The 18627-nt window shown below is 65.1% G+C and carries 16 protein-coding genes; 13 read left to right on the forward strand and 3 right to left on the reverse strand.

Annotation, left to right across the window (positions count from 1 at the left end):
• The first annotated feature begins 9 nt into the window (after positions 1–9).
• On the forward strand, positions 10–2145 hold the full coding sequence (locus A8950_RS04900) for a malate synthase G (RefSeq protein WP_133612464.1): 2136 nt from the start codon (positions 10–12) through the stop codon (positions 2143–2145).
• Positions 2146–2260: 115 nt separating this feature from the next.
• On the opposite strand, the gene A8950_RS04905 is transcribed toward A8950_RS04900, so the two are convergent.
• Positions 2261–2665, reverse strand: a complete 405-nt coding sequence (locus A8950_RS04905) for a DUF3775 domain-containing protein (RefSeq protein WP_133612465.1) — start codon at positions 2663–2665, stop codon at positions 2261–2263.
• A gap of 100 nt (positions 2666–2765) precedes the next feature.
• Positions 2766–5339, reverse strand: a complete 2574-nt coding sequence (locus tag A8950_RS04910) for a cation-translocating P-type ATPase (RefSeq protein WP_133612466.1) — start codon at positions 5337–5339, stop codon at positions 2766–2768.
• Positions 5340–5473: 134 nt separating this feature from the next.
• Here A8950_RS04910 and acsA point away from each other — a divergent pair, with 134 nt between their 5' ends.
• The 9 genes from acsA (at position 5474) to A8950_RS04955 (ending at position 15005) form a co-directional block, all read left to right on the forward strand.
• Complete coding sequence (gene acsA / locus A8950_RS04915; protein ID WP_133612467.1) at positions 5474–7243, forward strand: acetate--CoA ligase; 1770 nt, start codon at positions 5474–5476, stop codon at positions 7241–7243.
• Complete coding sequence (gene pdhA / locus A8950_RS04920) at positions 7240–8238, forward strand: pyruvate dehydrogenase (acetyl-transferring) E1 component subunit alpha (RefSeq protein WP_133612468.1); 999 nt, start codon at positions 7240–7242, stop codon at positions 8236–8238. Before acsA ends, pdhA begins: the two co-directional genes overlap by 4 nt.
• Complete coding sequence (locus A8950_RS04925; RefSeq protein ID WP_133612469.1) at positions 8235–9236, forward strand: alpha-ketoacid dehydrogenase subunit beta; 1002 nt, start codon at positions 8235–8237, stop codon at positions 9234–9236. Before pdhA ends, A8950_RS04925 begins: the two co-directional genes overlap by 4 nt.
• A gap of 15 nt (positions 9237–9251) precedes the next feature.
• On the forward strand, positions 9252–10418 hold the full coding sequence (locus A8950_RS04930; RefSeq protein ID WP_243735529.1) for a dihydrolipoamide acetyltransferase family protein: 1167 nt from the start codon (positions 9252–9254) through the stop codon (positions 10416–10418).
• Positions 10415–10675, forward strand: a complete 261-nt coding sequence (locus tag A8950_RS04935; protein WP_133612471.1) for an acyl carrier protein — start codon at positions 10415–10417, stop codon at positions 10673–10675. Before A8950_RS04930 ends, A8950_RS04935 begins: the two co-directional genes overlap by 4 nt.
• A 17-nt stretch (positions 10676–10692) precedes the next feature.
• A complete protein-coding gene (locus A8950_RS04940) occupies positions 10693–10902 on the forward strand; it encodes a ChaB family protein (protein WP_133612472.1) in 210 nt (69 codons plus the stop codon).
• A 156-nt stretch (positions 10903–11058) separates the two neighbouring features.
• The gene (locus tag A8950_RS04945; protein ID WP_133612473.1) at positions 11059–13470 is read left to right on the forward strand and encodes a Lon protease family protein; all 2412 of its coding nucleotides are present in this window, start codon (positions 11059–11061) and stop codon (positions 13468–13470) included.
• Positions 13467–14285 (forward strand): hypothetical protein, encoded by an 819-nt coding sequence (locus A8950_RS04950; protein WP_133612474.1) that lies wholly within the window; start codon positions 13467–13469, stop codon positions 14283–14285. Before A8950_RS04945 ends, A8950_RS04950 begins: the two co-directional genes overlap by 4 nt.
• A 174-nt stretch (positions 14286–14459) precedes the next feature.
• Positions 14460–15005 (forward strand): host attachment protein, encoded by a 546-nt coding sequence (locus A8950_RS04955; protein ID WP_133612475.1) that lies wholly within the window; start codon positions 14460–14462, stop codon positions 15003–15005.
• 110 nt (positions 15006–15115) lie between these two features.
• Here the strand turns inward: A8950_RS04955 and A8950_RS04960 are convergent, their stop codons facing one another.
• Positions 15116–15673: a TetR/AcrR family transcriptional regulator gene (locus A8950_RS04960; RefSeq protein ID WP_133612476.1), complete on the reverse strand. Its 558-nt coding sequence runs from the start codon at positions 15671–15673 to the stop codon at positions 15116–15118.
• 270 nt (positions 15674–15943) lie between these two features.
• On the opposite strand from A8950_RS04960, the gene A8950_RS04965 reads away from it, so the two are divergent.
• The 3 genes from A8950_RS04965 to A8950_RS04975 all read left to right on the forward strand — a co-directional run bounded on the left by A8950_RS04965 (position 15944) and on the right by A8950_RS04975 (position 18243).
• Positions 15944–16492 carry a carboxymuconolactone decarboxylase family protein gene (locus A8950_RS04965; RefSeq protein WP_133612477.1) on the forward strand — a complete coding sequence of 183 codons (549 nt, stop codon included), beginning with the start codon at positions 15944–15946 and terminating at the stop codon, positions 16490–16492.
• Positions 16493–16656: 164 nt separating this feature from the next.
• Positions 16657–17286 (forward strand): uracil-DNA glycosylase family protein, encoded by a 630-nt coding sequence (locus tag A8950_RS04970; protein ID WP_133612478.1) that lies wholly within the window; start codon positions 16657–16659, stop codon positions 17284–17286.
• Positions 17287–17451: 165 nt separating this feature from the next.
• Positions 17452–18243, forward strand: coding sequence for a phytanoyl-CoA dioxygenase family protein (locus tag A8950_RS04975; RefSeq protein ID WP_133612479.1), 792 nt, complete (start codon positions 17452–17454; stop codon positions 18241–18243).
• Positions 18244–18627: the final 384 nt, after the last annotated feature.

Consider the following 18627-nt stretch of genomic DNA (forward strand, 5'->3'; position numbering starts at 1 on the left):
TCAATGGGCATGACGAACTACCATGGTCTCAAGGTCGACCCGAAGCTGGCCGGTTTCATCGTCGAGAAGGCATTGCCCGGTACCGGGATCGATGCCGACCGCTTCTGGCAGGGTTTCTCGGACCTGGTGCACGAACTTGCGCCCAGGAACCGGGATCTGCTGGCCAAACGCGACGCGCTGCAGGCCAGGATCGATGCCTGGTTCAAGGCCCATCCGGAGGCCGGCATTCCGGCGCAGAAGGCCTTCCTGACCGAGATCGGCTACCTGTTGCCGGAAGGTCCGGCTTTCACCATCGAGACCAGGAATGTCGATCCGGAGATCGCGCTGGTGGCCGGTCCGCAATTGGTCGTGCCGGTCACCAATGCGCGCTACGCCGCCAACGCTGCCAATGCTCGCTGGGGCAGCCTTTATGACTGCCTCTACGGCACCGATGTCATGGGGCCACTTCCCCCGGGCGGCGCCTATGACCGGGGGCGGGGTGCCCGCGTGGTCGCACGGGTACGGGTGTTTCTGGACGAAGCCTTTCCGATCGAGGGCACGTCCCATGCCGATGTCCGCCGCTATCACGTGAAGGATGGTGCGCTGCTGGTCGATGATCTGCCGTTGATGCAGCCGGAAAAATTCGTCGGCTATCGCGGCAATCCGAAGGCGCCGGATTCGGTCCTGCTGCGCAACAACGGCCTCCATGTCGAGTTGGTCTTCGACCGCGCGCATCCGATCGGCAGCCGCGACCAGGCGCTGCTGGCCGATGTGGTGGTCGAAAGCGCCCTTTCCGCCATCATGGATTGCGAGGATTCGGTCGCCTGCGTCGATGCCGAGGACAAGGTGCTGGCCTATGCCAATTGGCTGGGGCTGATGAAGGGCGATCTCGCGGCCAGCGTGGAGAAGGGCGGCAGGACCTTCACCCGGCGGCTCAACGACGACCGCGTGTTCACAAAGCCGGATGGCGGCGAGCTTACCCTCAAGGGGCGGGCCCTCCTTTGGGTGCGCAATGTCGGCCACCTGATGACCAACCCGGCCGTCCTGGACAGGGACGGCAACGAGGTGCCGGAAGGCATCATGGACGCGATGGTGACGACCCTAATCGCCATGCATGACCTCAAGAAAACGTCAGGCCCGCGCAATTCCGCCCATGGTTCGGTCTATGTGGTGAAGCCCAAGATGCACGGGCCGGAGGAAGTGGCCTTTGCCGACCGGATCTTCGATCGCGTCGAGGATATCCTCGGCCTGCCACGCCACACCGTGAAGCTCGGCATCATGGACGAGGAGCGCCGCACCTCGGTCAATCTCAAGGAATGCATTCGCGCCGCGAAGCACCGTGTTGCCTTCATCAACACCGGCTTCCTCGACCGTACCGGTGATGAAATCCACACCTCGATGGAGGCCGGGCCCTTCTCGCGCAAGGACTTCATCAAGCGCAAGGGCTGGATCACGGCCTACGAGAATCTCAATGTCGATATCGGCCTGGAATGCGGCCTTTCCGGCAAGGCGCAGATCGGCAAGGGCATGTGGGCGGCGCCCGATCTGATGGCGGCGATGCTGGAACAGAAGATCGAGCACCCGAAAGCCGGCGCCAGTTGCGCCTGGGTGCCCTCGCCGACGGCGGCCACCCTGCACGCCCTTCATTATCACCGGATCGACGTGTTCGCGGTGCAGAAGAGACTGGCTGCCGGCGGGCGTCGCGCCCATGTCGATGCCATCCTCGACATTCCCGTGGCCTCCTTCCGCAAATGGACAGAGGCGCAGATCCTGCGCGAGGTCGAAAACAACGCGCAAGGCATCCTCGGTTATGTCGTGCGCTGGATCGACCAGGGCATCGGCTGCTCCAAGGTGCCGGACATCAACAATGTGGGCCTGATGGAGGATCGCGCCACCTTGCGCATTTCCTCGCAGCACATCGCCAACTGGCTGCATCATGGCATCTGTACCCAGCAACAGGTGACCGAGACCATGAAGCGGATGGCCGTCGTGGTCGACAAGCAGAATGCCGGCGATCCGGCGTACAAGCCGATGGCGCCCGATTTCGACCTCTCCATCGCCTTCCAGACCGCCTGCGACCTCGTCTTCAAGGGCAGGGAACAGCCCAACGGTTATACCGAGCCGCTGCTGCATGCGGCGCGTCTGCGGGTGAAGGGCGGGAATTAGGCGCGGCAGGCATGGAGCTAAGCTGCCCGGCGCATCACCGGCAAGGACCCGTCGGTTATCCTGATGATTGGAGTCGCCACCCAAATGTGCTGCGGCCTCGGCCCCTGCCCCTGCCTCAAAGCCGGCCCGATTCCAGCGCTTCGCCGGAGATGCCGAATTGCGAAAGCGCCTCTTCCAGGTAGTCCGCCAGCAGGGGTGTGCCGGCCAGATAGCCGACTTCGCGGCCGTTATGCCGCTCGCGCGCTGCGGCAACCGCCTGGGTCCATTCCTGCGGTGTAAAATCGCCGCGCCCGATCCAGACCAGAGCCACCAATTCGCTGCGCTCGTCAACGTTGAGGTCGCGGATTGCAGTGCGCAATTCGGTGTAGGTCGGGTTGCGCCGACTGTCCTCGAGGATGTCGTCGATCTCGTCGTCCGCGCTATCGGCCCGTTCCTGTTCGTTGACCGGGGCAGCTTCCGCATCGAACTCGCGGGCGCGCTCGATGATGAAGGCCAGCTTGTCGAGTGAAATGGAGATCATGGTGTCCTGCCTCCCTCTTGCGGATGTGCCGGCGCCACGACGCCAGTGTCTCACCAAATGGCATTGTCAGGCCAGATCGCTCTACCGGCGTTGATCCAGGTCAGGGTTGCTGCCGGTCTGCCGCCTCCACCTGTTCGCGCGGTCGCGGGCGGCAGAAATAGGTCAGCGCACCAGCGGCCATGCCGGCGACGGCGGCGCCCAGCCAGAAAAGGACCGGCAGCGGCTCAAGGTGCATCCATCCTGCCAGCGACGGCACCTGCACCAGAATGACGGCACTTGCCAGGCTGCCGAGGACGACCACCCAACCGATTGTGCCCAGTCGTGGCTGCAGTGCAAGGGTCATGGCGGCGCCGGCGCTGATCAGGGCAGTCAACGCCAGGGCGCGCGCGGCACCGATATCCGCAAGCTGCGTCAGCCCAAGTATGAAGAATGCCATCACGATGCCAGCAACGATGGCGCCAACCGCCAGCAACCGGAAGCCGGTCAGTCGATCGAAGAAGAAGGAGGTGCTGCCCTTGCGCCAGACCGGGATTCCGGCGCCTGCAGCCTGCTGGAAGACGAGCAGGGCGGTGGGATGGATGATGAGTTCCAGCCAGACGATATGGATCGGCAGGTAGAGCAGCGGAAAACCGAGCAGCGGGATCAAAGCCGCCGTCGATACGAAGGCGATATGGAACGCGATGAGGTAGAGAAAGCTGCGGGTCAGGTTGGCGAACAGTTGCCGCCCTTCGGCGATCGCCTGGGTGATGGTGCGGAAATTATCATCGAGCAGGACGATGGCGGCGATCTCGCGCGCGCTCTGCGTGCCGCGCTCGCCCATGGCGATGCCGATGTCAGCCGCCTGCAGCGCCGGCACGTCGTTAATGCCGTCTCCCGTCACGGCGACGATCTCGCCCTGCCGCTGCAACGCTCGCACCAGCCGCAGCTTGTCGTCCGGCGTTGCCCGCGCGATCACGTCAACCTGGGCAGGGACCGAAGCGGCCGTCAAGCCGGCGGTTTCTGCGGGCAATACGGCGGCTGCCGTCACGACCACCGGATCGCCGCCGCCCAGGCCGATTTCGGCGCCGATGGCACGCGCCGTCAACGGATGATCGCCAGTGACGACAACAACCCGGATGCCGGCGGCGCGACAAGCGTTGACCGCCTCCGCAACCCCCTCGCGCAGGCGATCCTCGAAGGCCAGCAGGCCAATGCAGCCGAACCCACGTTCCGGCTCGGTACCGTTCCATGCGGCCGCGTCGATCCGCTGCGTTGCGCAGGCAATCACCTTGTGACCGCCCTCGGCGTAGCGTTCGACCATGGCCATCCAGGCCGCCTTGCGGATGTCGTCATCGGCGCACATCGCGAGGATGGTTTCCGGCGCGCCCTTGGCGATCGCCAGCAGCGTGCCGTCCTCCTGCCGGAAGATGGCGCTCTCACGACGCCGCGCCTCGGTGAAGGGATAGGCGGCAATCCGGCTTACCGGACCAGCGATCAAATTTCCGAGGCCAGCAGGGAGTCCGGCGGCCAAGGCCTGGTCCAGCGGGTCGGTGCTGGCGGGGTCGGCCACTGCGGCAGCCAGCGCCGCCAGTTCGCCGGCGGTGCGGCCTGGCGCCGGCTCGCAATGCGCAAGGTCGAGGCGTCCTTCGGTCAGCGTGCCGGTCTTGTCACTGCAGATGCAGGTGATCCGACCGATGTTCTCGACAGCCACGGCGCGGCGCACCAGGGCCTTGCGCTGTGCCAGGCGATAGACGCCGAGGCCGAGATAGAAGGTGAAGACAACCGGGAATTCTTCCGGCAGCGCGGCGATGGCAAGGGTCAGGGCGCTGACGATTGCATCGAATGCCCCGTATCCCTGCAATAGGCGGATCGCGGCGAGGGCGAAGCAGAAGATGACCGCTATTGCCAGCAACATCCCGACCAGGCGTCGGATCGCTGCCTGCAGCGGTGTTGTTGCCCCGCCGCCGAGGATTGCGGCGCGGGCGATCTGACCATAAAGGGTGGCCGAACCGGTATGGACGACCCGGACCAGCGCCGTTCCGGCAAGAAGTCTGGTGCCGGCCAGCAGCCAGTTCTCCCCGGTCGTAACTGGTATCGCCGCTTTCGCCACAAGCGGGGCCTTGCGAACGGGGAAGGACTCGCCGGTCACGCTGGATTCGTCGGCCTGGATCTCGTTGCCGTGCACAATCACTGCATCGGCGGGAATGAGATCTCCGGGCAACAGGCGCGCGAGATCGCCCGGCACCAGATCGCGCGCCGCTATTTCGGCCTCGGAGCCATCCCGAGTTACCCGGCAGGTTGCGGCGAGGCGCCGGGAAAGGCCCAGGGTGGAGGCCTGGGTGCGGTGGTGGAGGTAGGCGTCGAGGCCCAGCAGCGGCAGCAATGCCGCCGCGAGTATAAGCGCATCGCGAAACTCGCCGATGCTTGCATAAAGGATGCCCATGCCCGCCAGAAACCAGATCATCGGGTCTCGCGCAGTATCCGCCAGCAACTGGCGCCAGGGCGATTTCGCCGGTGCCAGGATGTCGTTGCTGCCATATCTGGCGCGTCGGACCGTTACTTCCCCAGCGGAAAGGCCGAATTTGTCGTGTAGTCCGGCTGCGACAATGTCGTCTGGCAGGTCACGATTGATCATCGTCGCGCAGGATCCTTCGCCATCGAAGCCGGGATACAGCACGCCACGCGGCCCAGCCATCAACCGCGTCCTGCCACTGGCAGCGGCCGGTCAGTAACGCCTTCTACCTTGCAGACAGGCAAGTGCCTTGATCCGGATCAAGGCCGATCGGTCCGATTCCGTGTCATGATGAATCTAACATTGTGGGGTTGCCAATGCCCTTCGCCACGATCAGGAAGTTGCCTGCTGCCGGGGAACGCCAGCCAGGCCTGCCGGAATACGAGACCAGCCGACGCGGCTTTCGCTGGGAGCAGGCGCGCCGGGAGTTGAGTTTCCTGCCGGGTGGGGCACTCAACATTGCCCATGAGGCGGTTGTCCGCCATGCCCGCGGGGGGCGCGGCGGCCAACTGGCCTTGCGCTGGCTTGGCAAGGATGGTGCCTGCCGCGATTTCAGCTATCGCGACCTGGACGAGGCGACCGGCCGTTTTGCCAATCTGCTGCGACGTCTCGGAATCGGGCGCGGCGAGGCGGTGTTCTCGCTGTTGGGGCGGCAGCCGGCGCTCTATATCGCGGCACTGGGGGCCCTGAGGGCGGGATGCGTGTTCTCGCCGCTGTTTGCCGCTTTTGGCCCCGAACCGGTCCTGGCCCGTGTGTCGCGCGGCCATGGCCGCGTGCTGGTGACGACAGAAGCCCTCTACCGCAAGAAGGTGGCGCCGATCATGGATCGCCTGCCGGAATTGCGCCATATCCTGCTGGTGGGCGGTGTGGCCGGGAACGAGGGCGAGGAATCAAGGCTGATCGATCACGACGCGGCCCTGGCGCGGGAGGACGCGCATTTCGAGACCGCCGCCACCCAGCCGCAGGAGCCCGCCCTGCTGCATTTCACCAGTGGCACCACCGGCCGGCCCAAAGGGGCGATCCATGTGCATGAAGCCGTGGTGGCACATCACATCACCGGCCGGTATGCCCTCGACCTGCGCGCGGGCGACGTTTTCTGGTGCACGGCCGATCCGGGCTGGGTCACGGGCACGTCCTACGGCATCATCGCCCCACTCAGCATCGGCGCCACGCTGATCGTCGACGAAGCCGAATACGAACCGGAGCGCTGGTTCGACATCCTGACGCGGGAGCGCGTCAACGTCTGGTACACGGCGCCGACCGCCATTCGCATGATGATGAAACTGGGCGCGAAACCGGCCGGAGGCCGGACCTTTCCCGATCTTCGTTTCATGGCAAGTGTCGGCGAGCCCCTCAATCCCGAGGCGGTGGTCTGGGGCCTCGGCGCCTTCGGCCTGCCGTTCCATGACAATTGGTGGCAGACCGAGACCGGCGGCATCATGATCGCGAACTATGCATCCATGGACATCAAGCCGGGCTCCATGGGGCGACCGCTGCCTGGGATCGAGGCGGCAATCGTCACCCGTTCGGGTGACGGGCATGTTGCCGAACTGAACGCGCCGGACACGATCGGCGAACTTGCCCTCCGTGCCGGCTGGCCGTCGATGTTCCGCGGTTATCTGGAGGAGGACGAGCGCTACCGCAAATGCTTCGACGATGGCTGGTACCTGACCGGTGACCTCGCCACGCGCGACGCCGACGGTTACTTCTGGTTCGTTGGCCGCTCGGACGATGTCATCAAATCCGCCGGCCACCTGATCGGACCGTTCGAAGTCGAAAGCGCGCTGATGGAACATGACGCTGTCGCCGAGGCGGCGGTGATCGGCCTGCCTGATGCCATCGCCGGCGAAATCGTGAAGGCCTATGTGGTGCTGAAGGCCGGTCGGCTCGAGGACGACGCGCTGCGCAAGGACATTCTCGCCCATGCGCGCCGGCGCCTGGGGCCGGCCGTGGCGCCGCGCGAGGTGATGTTCCGTCGCGACCTACCGCGGACGCGCAGCGGCAAGATCATGCGGCGCCTGTTGAAGGCGCGGGAACTGGGCCTGCCGGAAGGCGATCTCTCCACTCTGGAAGGCGGGGCAACATGACCGGGAAAATTCAGGCAAAGGCTCATCTCACCCGAGAACGCGTCTGCGAATTGTTGCGCTCCCTGCTGCGCATCCGCAGGTTCGAGGAGAAATGCGCGGAACTCTACACAACCGAGAAGATCCGTGGGTTCCTACACCTCTATATCGGCGAGGAGGCGATTGCCGCCGGCATCATTCCGGTGCTTGAGCCGCAGGATGCCGTCGTGGCGACCTATCGCGAGCACGGCCACGCTCTGGCGCGCGGCATCGCCATGGGTCCGTTGATGGCCGAGATGTTCGGCAAGCAGGAGGGCTGCAGCCGGGGGCGCGGCGGCTCGATGCATGTGTTCGACGCCGCGACCCGCTTCTATGGCGGCAACGCGATCGTTGGCGGCGGATTGCCGCTGGCGGTTGGCCTTGCCCTCGCCGATCGGATGCAGGGGCGCAACAACGTCACTGCCTGCTTTTTTGGCGAAGGCGCCGTGGCGGAAGGCGAGTTCCACGAAAGCATGAACCTTGCCGCCCTGTGGCGCCTGCCCGTCCTTTTCGTCTGCGAGAACAACCTCTATGCCATGGGCACGGCCTTGGCGATCTCCGAATCGGAAACGGATATCCACCGCAAGGCCGAGAGCTATCGCATGCCGGCGGCTGTGGTCGACGGCATGGACGTGATTGCTGTCGAGGCGGCGGGGAGGAAGGCGATCGAGCTGGTGCGCGGTGGCGCTGGTCCGGCTTTCCTGGAATGTCGCACCTATCGATTCCGCGCGCATTCGATGTTCGACGCGCAGCTTTACCGCAGTAAGGATGAGGTCGAGGCCTGGCGCGAAAAATGCCCAATCGAGCATCTGAAGACATGGGCCCTGGGTGCCGGATTGCTGCATGCCGAAGAAACCGCCCAAATCGAGGGCGAAGTGGCGCGCGAGGTCGCGGCGGCGGTTGCCTTTGCCGAGGCCGGCACCTGGGAACCGGTCGGCGATCTGGCCAGGGATGTTCATTCACCTGGAGCGTTGGCATGACGACTGATCAGGGCGGAACCGTCGCCACGGTGACCTATCGCGATGCCGTCAGGATGGCGCTCCAGGATGCGCTGCGTCGCGATCCGCGCGTCTTCCTGATGGGCGAGGATGTCGGCCGCTATGGCGGCTGCTATGCCGTCAGCAAGGGTCTCCTGGATGAGTTCGGTCCGGAGCGGATCCGCGACACGCCGCTGTCGGAAGGCGGATTCGTCGGGGCGGGAATCGGCGCCGCCCTGGGTGGCATGCGGCCGATCGTCGAGGTCATGACGGTCAATTTCAGCATGCTCTGCCTCGATCAAATCCTGAACACCGCGGCCACGCTTCGCCATATGTCGGGCGGCCAGTTCTCGGTTCCGCTGGTGATCCGCATGGCGACCGGTGCCGGCCGGCAGCTGGCGGCACAGCATTCGCATTCGCTGGAGAACTGGTATGCGCATATCCCGGGCATCCGCGTCCTTGCCCCGGCCACGGTCGAGGATGCGCGCGGCATGCTGTGGTCGGGGCTGGTCGATCCTGATCCGGTGATCATCTTCGAGAACGTCATGCTCTACAATATGAGCGGGGAACTGGCCGAGGACGCCGGCGGCGTCGCAATCGACCGTGCCGCCCTGCGCCGACGCGGGCGGGACCTGTCGCTCATCACCTATGGCGGATCGCTGTGGAAGACCCTGGGGGCGGCACGGCAATTGGCGGGCGAAGGCATCGAGGCCGACGTCATCGACTTGCGCAGCCTGCGCCCACTGGACGATGCCACCATCATGGAATCGGTCGCGCGCACGCGGCGCGCGGTGATCGTCGACGAGAGCTGGCGCAGCGGCAGCCTGGCGGCGGAAATCACGGCCCGCATCGTCGAGCAATGCTTCTGGTCACTGGACGCCCCGGTGGCGCGTGTCTGCACTGCCGAGGTGCCGATTCCCTATCCCAAGCATCTCGAAGACGCCGCCCTGCCGCAGCCCGCCGCGATCGTGGCTGCCGCGCGCGCCGTGATGGGGCGCTGAATGGGCGTTTTCCGCATGCCGTCACTCGGCGCCGACATGGAAGCCGGCACCCTGGTGGAATGGCTGAAACAGCCCGGCGATACCGTGCGCTCAGGTGACATCATCGCCGTGATCGAGACCCAGAAGGGCGCGATCGAGGTCGAGGTGTTTGAATCCGGGACGCTGGAGCGCCATCTGGTCGAGGTCGGCGCGACCGTGCCTGTTGGCACCGGCCTCGCCGTGATCCGCTCGGACGGTACACCGGCCGGGGCGCACAATGACTTACCGCCAGTCGCCCCCGTAGCCGTTGCACCGCCGTCCGCGCCCGCTACCCCACCGCCGTTGGAGCGAACAGCCCTGGCGGGTTCGTTCGGGCCCAAGGCATCGCCGGCGGCCCGGCGCCTTGCGCAGGAGCGCGGCATCGACCTCGACACCCTCACTGGAAGCGGGCCGGAAGGTGCCATCGTCTTTGTCGACGTCGAACAGGCTTGGTTGCGACGCGGCGCGTCGGTCGTGACGGGGCCGGCCAAAAGCAGCGGCGTCGATGGGATGCGCGCGGCGATCGCCGCCGCCATGGCCCGCGCCAAGCGCGAGATCCCGCATTACTACCTCGGCCATTCGGTCGATGTCAGCGACAGCCTCGACTGGATGGGCAGGTGGAACGATAGCCACCCGCCGGCCGACCGCCTGGTCTTCTCGGCGCTTTTGGCGAAGGCCGTAGCCCTGGCGCTGGACGGCTTTGCCGAGTTCAATGGTCAGTATCGCGATGGGCAGTTTCACGCCGCGGCGCAGGTGCATCTTGGCATCGCCATCGCCCTGCGGGGCGGCGGCCTGGTGGCGCCGGCCATTCACGATGCCGCCCGTCTTTCTCTGCCGCAACTGATGACTGCCCTGCGGGACCTGACCAACCGGGTGCGGGCCGGCCGCTTCCGCGGCTCCGAACTGGCCGATTCCACCGTGACCCTGACCAGCCTCGGCGAGCGTGGTGTCGATTGGGTGCAGCCGGTGATCTATCCGCCGCAGGTGGCGATCATCGGCGCCGGCGCCATTCAGCGGCGGCCCTGGCTGGTGGGCGACAGCATCGTTCCCCGCGAAATCTGCCAACTGACCCTTGCCGCCGATCACCGGGTGAGCGACGGCCATCGCGGTGGCCTGCTTTTGCGCGAGATCGAGGCCCGTCTGCAAGCACCGGAGGCGCTATGACTGAACCCGAGATCAGGCAAATCCTGCTGGAGGAGATCGGCAATGTGGCGCCCGAGATCGACCTGGCCAGGCTGCGATCCGATCGGGATCTGCGCGAGGAACTCGACATCGATTCGATCGGCTTCCTCAATCTGGTCATCGCTCTTGGCCGGCGTCTCGGCGTCGAGATTGCCGAGCGCGATTATCCGCGGCTGCGGACGCTGGAAAGCAGCCTCGCCTTCCTGGCTGAGATCACCGGCCCCAGGGCCAGGGCATGAGTGCGAGGTGAGGTGGCATGCCCTATCCGTCGAATGACGATCTGCCGCCACCGATCCGCCGGGCACTCCCCCAGCACGCGCAGGACATCTACCGGGCGGCGTTCAACAACGCCTTTGAACATTACGGCGAGGAATCCGCCCGGCGCATCGCCTGGGCGGCGGTAAAGCGGCAGTACCGCAAGGTTGCGGGCAAATGGATCCCGATCGTGCCGACGGCAATTTCTTGATCTGCATCAAGACGGCGCGTCACCTGCCAGGCTAGGAAGGATGCCGGGCGACACGGCGGGCGGGATCGTACCGGCGGCAGTTCAGGTGCGCGCCCGTCGCGGTTGGTCGACGGGCGACCCCAGAGAAAGAAATCAGGCGAGGCCAGAGGCGAGGACATGGGGAAATCCCTGACACCGGACCAGCTATTCACCACCTGCGATCCGGACCTGCTGCCGGGCGACACGACGAACGACCTTGATGAACTTCCAGGCCTCATCGGCCAGGAGCGGGCGATCGAGGCCGTCTCCTTCGGCATCGGCCTGCGTCGGGCTGGCTACAATCTCTATGCGCTTGGCATGAGCGGCACCGGCAAGCATTCGGTCATCGCCGACTACCTGCGCCGCGAGGCTGCCAAGCAGCCGACCCCCGACGATTGGTGCTATGTCAACAACTTTGCCGACCCGCAGCGGCCCAATGCGCTGCGACTGCCGGCCGGGCGCGCCGGGCCATTGCGCGATGCGATGCGGAAGCTGGTCGAGGAATTGACCGCCGTGCTGCCGGCGACCTTCGAAAGCGAGGATTATCGCGCGCGGCGCGAGGTCATCAACGAGCAGTTCAAGCAGCAGAGCGAGCAGGCATTCGGCGATCTGCAGGAGCGGGCGAAGGCGCGTCAGATCGCCCTCATCCGCACGCCCGTCGGCCTCGCTTTGGCACCCCTCAAGGGTGGCGAGGTCCTGCCGCCGGAGGAGTTCGAGAAACTGCCGGAGCCGGAGCAGAAGAAGATCAGGGAGGCGATCGAGACCCTGCAGGGTCAACTCGAGGCGCTGGTCCGCCGCATCCCGGATTGGGAGCGCAAGCACCGCGAGGCGGTCCGCGCCCTCAACCACGAGGTCACCAAGTTTGCGGTCGATCACCTGATCCAGGAGGTACGCAACCAGTATGGCGATCTGCCGGAGGTGCTCGCCTATCTTGCGGACGTGGAACGCGACTTGGTCGAGAATGCCGGCGATTTCATGCCGCAGATGCAGCCGGGAATGGCTGCCGTCGGTGCCGAAGGCGGTGACGGGCCCGGCCGCGCCTTTCGGCGCTATCAGGTGAATGTGCTGGTGGAGCACGAACCCGGCAAGGGGGCGCCGATCTATTACGAGGACCGGCCGAACCACCAGATGATCGTCGGCCGCGTCGAGCATATTGCCCGTTTCGGCACGCTGACGACGGATTTCACCCTGCTGAAGCCGGGCGCGCTGCACAAGGCCAATGGCGGCTATCTCATCCTCGACGCGGTCAAGCTGCTGGGGAACGGCTTTGCCTATGAAAGCCTGAAGCGCGCACTTCGTGCCGGCGAGATCCGCATCGAGACGATCGAGCAGATGCTGAGCCTCGCCACCACCATCTCGCTGGAGCCGGAGGCGATCCCCCTCGACCTCAAGATCGTCCTGGTGGGCGAGGCCGAGCTCTATCACATGCTGCATGCATACGACCCCGACTTTGCCGAGTTGTTCAAGGTGCCGGTTGATTTCGAGGAACGGATCGACCGCAGCAGCCGCAATACGATCCTGATGGCGCGCCTGATTGCAACCTCGGTCAAGCGCGAGAAGCTGAGGCCGTTCAATCGAAGCGGCATGGCGCGCGTGATCGAGCAGGCCTCGCGCATGGTCGAGGATGCGCAGAAGCTCTCGGTCCATATGCGCAGCCTCAACGATCTGCTGGTGGAGGCGGATCACCATGCCGGCCTGGCCGGCGCCACCGAGGTCGATGGCGGCCACGTGCAGCAGGCGATCGACGCCCAGCGACGCTGGCTCGACCGCATTCCGCAGCGCCTGCGGGAGGAGATGCTGCGCGGCACCTATCGCATCGAGACCAGCGGCCAGGTGGTCGGTCAGATCAACGGGCTGTCTGTCTTCGGGCTGGGCGGGCGCAGCTTCGGCAGGCCCAGCCGAATCAGTGCCCGGGTCCGGGTCGGACGCGGCGAACTTATCGACATCGAGCGCGAGGTCGAGCTTGGCGGGCCGCTCCATTCCAAGGGCGTGCTGATCCTTTCCGGTTTTCTCGGCGGCCGTTTCGGCTTGAACCGCCCGCTGGCATTGGGCGCCAGCCTGGTGTTCGAGCAATCCTATGGCGGTGTCGAGGGCGACAGCGCCTCGATGGCGGAACTCTGCGCCCTGATGTCGGCCCTGTCCGATCTGCCGATCCGGCAGGGTCTTGCCATGACCGGCTCGGTCGACCAGAGCGGCCAGTCGCAGGCGATCGGCGGCGTCAACGAGAAGATCGAGGGTTTCTTCGAGTTGTGCGCGGCGCGCGGTCTCACCGGCGAGCAGGGCGTCATCATCCCGGCGAGCAACGTCAAGCATCTGATGCTGCGCGAGGCGGTGGTGGCGGCGGTGCGGCGTGGCGAGTTCCATATCCATGCCATCGACCATGTCGATGAGGCGCTGGAAATCCTGACCGGCGAGATCGCCGGCAGCCCAGGTGCCGACGGCTCCTATCCGCCGGGAACGATCAATGCCAAGGCGGCGAAGCGCCTCGCCGACTTTGCCGAGCGCGCGGCGGCCTTCGGTCGCAAGCTCGAACCGGGCCGCGGCGCATGAACCAGCGGGACTCAGGCTTCCCCGTCAGGCGCATCGTCATTGCGCTGGAATCGATCTGCGAGAACCTCACGGCGCTCGAAGCTGCCGCCGAGATGGCGCAGCGCATGCAGGCGGAACTGCACGGCATCTTCATCGAGGATGCCGATCTGCTGAGTGCCGCCAATCTGCACTTCGTCAAACAGGTGACCCTTTATTCCGGCGCCAGGTCCAGCCTCGACCCGGCCGAGATCGAGCGGGAATTCCGCGCCAAGGCGGAACGGGCGCGCCGCCAGCTGGAGGATCTCGCCACCAGGATCCGGGTGCCCTGGTCGTTCCAGGTACATCGCGGCCGGCGCACATCCCTGATCGAAATGACGGAGCATTCCGACCTGCTGGTGGTCGCGGCGGTCGCCCGGCAGGTCGCCGGATTCATGGCGCTGCCCAGCGAATGGCCCGACATCTCGCTAGGGAGTGGCCGCTCCTGCCTGTTGCTGGGGGCGCCGGGGCAGCACAAGCGCGGCGTGCTGGCGATCTTCGACGGGACGGCGGCTGGTTCGCGCGCGATTGCCGCCGCCCTCGCGCTCGACGGGACAGTGCATCCCCTGACGCTGGCCGTCGCCGCCGGCAGCGAGCAGGCGGCAGCCGTGAATCCGGTGCTGCAGCAGGCTGCCACAAAAGGCGGGGTCGAGCGCGTCGTCCTGCCGGAAAAGGTCGATCTCAAGCGCCTGCTGCAGAAACGGCAATGCGCGCTGGCGGTGGTTCCAGGGGGCTTGGCCGGGCACGGGCTGCGTGATCTCCTAGTGGCCCCGCCCTGTCCCGTCCTGCTGGTCAATTGATCTGGCCGCGATTGGGGCGGCCTGCTTGATTTGTGTCAATGCGCCGGCGACGGGCCGGATCAGAATTGTTCACGGAGAACTCGTGCGGGCGTCGCAAGGGACGTGCAGGCGAGAGGGTGCGGTCGGCGGTTTCCGTTGCCATTGCGACCCGCCGGATCGCGGAAAGGATGAAAGATGGCAAAGATGGTTCGTGACCACCGGGCGAAGGATCGCTCGGCGCAGGATCGTCCGGCACAGGACCGACTGGCGCGGGCGAAGAAAGCGGAGCGAACCTGGATCGTGGTCGCCGATGGCGGCCATGCCCGCATCATGGAGAGTGCCGAGGCGCATTCCGGCGTCACGGTTCGGCTAGAGGCGCAATCCGCGGCGCGCGTTACCGGCGGCAAGCTGGCATCCGATCGGCTGCCGCGCGCCCAGGAAAGCGCCAATGCGGCGCGCCACGGCATTGAGCCGCGGCTCAGCCTGAAGGATCACGAGAAGCGGCTGTTCGCGTCGCGCCTCGCCGGCTATCTGAAGGGCGGCGCTGCCCAGTACGACCGCCTGATCCTGGTCGCGCCGGCGCGCTTCCTCACGCTTCTCGACCAGGAATTGCCGGCCGCGGTGGCGCGCAAGGTGGCGGTCACGCGCAAGCAGGATCTGACCTGGATGTCGGAAGCGGAAGTCTTGAAGCGCCTCGGCACCGTCGGCAGCAAGGTGCAGCGCGCCCGCGTGGCCCGCTGAGCAGCGTACCCGCCCGGTATCTCCAGCGAGGCGGCGCTTCCCGGGCTCCAGGAACGCCTTGGACCAGGAATTGTTGAGATCCGCCGCTATACCTTCCCGGCGACAATCCTTCATGTCGCCAGCAGCCTTCGCGCCATTTTCTTGGCGAACTGTGCCGAACTGGTTTCGCGGGCGATCTGGGCCACGGCCACGGCGCCTTCGTGCAACAGGTTGATCTCCCGGGCAATGTCGTCGGCATCACCATAGCCGGCCGCCACGGCCAGTTCGCGGAAATAGGCGAGGACTTTGCGCTTGTGGTGGACGGCAGCCTGAAAGACAGGGTCGTCCGCTTCGCCGTGTTCGCCCGCGGCACTGATGAAGGGGCAGCCCTTGAAACTGTCCGTCGCGAACCAGGCCTCCAGATAGTCGAAGGTGACAAGCAGCCGCTCGCGGGGATCACTGGCGCGAGTCTCCACGAATTTTCGCATCTCGCCGCGGCCGAACTCGTCCCGCCGCTTGAGGGCGGCGAGGATCAGTGCCTCCTTGGTGGGGAAGTGGCGATAGAGGGTGGTCTTGGCGACCTTGGCCTCGGCGATGATGAGGTCGATGCCGGCCGCGTGAAAGCCTCGCTTGTTGAAAAGCGCGATAGCGGTATCGAGCAGGTGGTCGCGAATTTCAGATCGCTTCATCAGGCGGTCCAGTTTGGGTCAATCGTCGATACTATTTTGTAGCGATTCTAACGCCGATAGCCCCGCCGCAGCAAGGCCGGGCAGCTACAGTCCAACAATATTTTTCATTTGAATCATTGTGTTATGGCGGAATTCCGGTGCGCTCGGGAAGAATCTGCTGACTCCTCTTGAAAATAGATACAGATCTGTCTACATAACTGAACGATACAATTCTGTATCGTTTTAAGGGGAGCCGCCGACCGGTTCGCCCGAACTCAAGGAGACAAAATCATGCAGCGTATTGCTTCGGTCGATCCGGCGACCGCCACTGGCCCCGCTAAGGATTTGCTGGACGGCCTCAAGGCCAAGATCGGCATGGTGCCGAATCTCTATCGGTTGCTGGCGCAAAGCCCCGAGACCCTGGGCGGTGTCCTGGGGCTGAGCGGCGCGCTCGCCAAGGGCCGCCTTGACGCCGCGACCCGCGAACGGATTGCGCTCGCCGTCGCCAACGTGAACGGTTGCGACTATTGCAACGCGGCCCATAGCGCCATCGCCAAGGGCCACAAGCTGAGCGAGGCGGAAATCCAGGCGAACCGCACCGGCCGATCCACCGATCCGCATGCCGATGCCGCCGTGGCGTTCGCGCGCAAGGTCGCCCTGACCCGCGCCGATGTGAGCGAGGCCGATCTCGCGGCCTTGCGCAATGCCGGCTATTCGGACGCGCAGATCGTCGAGATCGTCGTCAACGTTGCCGCCAATGTCGTCACCAATTACGTGAACGAGGTCTTTAAGACCGAGATAGACTTCCCGGCGACGGCACCCGCGACCCGCGCCGCCTGACGGTCGCGTCCCCGCATCGCCCGGGCGCTCGATCATGCCCCACTCTCCGGCATGGAGTTTTCCGGGCATGATTGGCCCGCCTCGCCAGCCCCCGGGCGAGGCGGGCCACGTCATTCCGGTCGCGCAATTGAACGCGTTGCCCCAAATGTCGTAGTGAGTTGTGAATGCCCTCGCCGAGCCCCAGCAGGACGAAAGCCGCCGCCCTTTATCGCTCGCTCGGTGCCTGCCGCCTGTGTGCGGACCTGCCGCTGGGGCCGAAGCCCATTTACCAGTTGGATCCCCGCGCACGCATTCTGATCGCGGGCCAGGCGCCCGGCCGCCTTGCCCATGAAGCGGGCTTTCCCTTTGCCGATATATCGGGCGACCGGCTGCGCGACTGGCTGGGGGTCGGCAGGAAGGAATTCTACGACCCAACGCGCTTTGCCATCCTGCCGATGGGCTTCTGCTTTCCAGGAAGCGGGAAGGGTGGCGATGCGCCGCCGCGCCCCATTTGTGCCGCGCATTGGCGGACACAGCTTCTGGCAACACTTCCCAACATCGGGCTCACCGTGGCGCTCGGCCGCCATGCGGTGAACTGGCACCTGCCGGCGGCGGGCCCGGCGCTGCGCCTTGCGGAAGTCGTCGCCGGCTGGCGCAGCCATCTGCCCGCCCTCATGCCGCTGCCGCATCCATCGCCCCGCAACCAGATCTGGCTGCGGCGTCATCCGTGGTTCGAACAGGAACTGGTCCCGGCACTCCGCCAGCGCGTCGGCGAATTGCAACGGGCTGGCTTTGCGAGGGGACCCGGACGATGACCACGGCGCCTTCGGGCAGCGCGTTGATCCGGCGCGCGATATGCGACTTCGCCGAAGAAAAGATCTGCCTAGCGGCAAGAACCGGTGCTGACAAACGCAACGGACTGCGCGACATTCGGCGGGTCCTTGCCGGCATGACCGGCAGTCGAAAAGGGAGGCGTCCGGATGGACCTCACCGAGATCGGCCGTCAATACCGCGAGAATGGTTTCGTCTCCGGCCTGGAAATCCTGAGCGAAGCCGAGGCGCGTCGTCACCGCGACGCCCTGGAGAAGGCGGAGGCAGCATTCGGAAAGCTGCATTACAAGGCCAAGATCCACACGGTCCTGCGATCACCTCTCGAACTGGCGACTCATCCCAGAATCCTGGATGTGGTCGAAGCGCTGATCGGCCCCGACATACTTCTCTACGACGTTGAATACATCATCAAGGAGCCGCATGCGCCGTCGCATGTAAGCTGGCACCAGGACCTGACCTATTGGGGGTTCAGCGACGATGCCCAGGTTTCGCTGTGGCTGGCCCTGTCGCCGGCCTCGGCCGAGAGTGGCTGCATGCGGATGATCCCGGGCAGTCACCGACGTGGCAGACATGACCACGTCACGACGCAAGACAGCAGCAATGTGCTGTTGCAGGGACAGACGGTAATGAATGTGCGCGAGGAAGAGGCAGTGCTGTGCCCGCTGGCGCCAGGCCAGGCGTCGTTCCATCACGGCTGGACGCTGCATGCCTCGACGCCGAACAGAAGTGCAGATCGCCGTATCGGCTTGAATGCGCAGTTCATCGCGCCACATATGCGCCAGACGAAACACGATCGCGACAGCGCCCTGCTGGTACGCGGCGAGGACCGGTTCAACCATTTCAGGAAGGATCGTGCGGCCCGTGCCGATTTCGAGCCGGTGGCCCTACAGAGATGGGGCGAACTGGACAAGCTGCACCTAGAGACGCAGGGAAACGGCTAGATTTGGGCAATCGGGTCGAGAATGTCGATGAAGAAAATGGTGGGCGCGACAGGGATTGAACCTGTGACCCCTACCATGTCAACGCTGGGTTCGGGCTGGAAGGCCCGCAAATATGGCCGCAAACATGGAAAAATTCGCCTTCGTCGGTCGTCAAAACGCTTCGATTAAGGCGATTTGGCACTACAGTGCACCACAGAATCGAGCGCATTTTGGATACGACTTGCCCACTAGAAAGCTGCGCGAGGCTGCCATCTTTGCGATGATCTATACTAACACATATTACCTTCAGTTGACATTGGTTCAATATTTGTTCTCTACTTCGTAGCCTAGCACATTGTTGGCATTGAGACGCCCTCTGGCATTGGTGTCGATGATCAGGCGATG

It is taken from the genome of Dongia mobilis (assembly GCF_004363235.1).
Classification (GTDB): domain Bacteria; phylum Pseudomonadota; class Alphaproteobacteria; order Dongiales; family Dongiaceae; genus Dongia; species Dongia mobilis.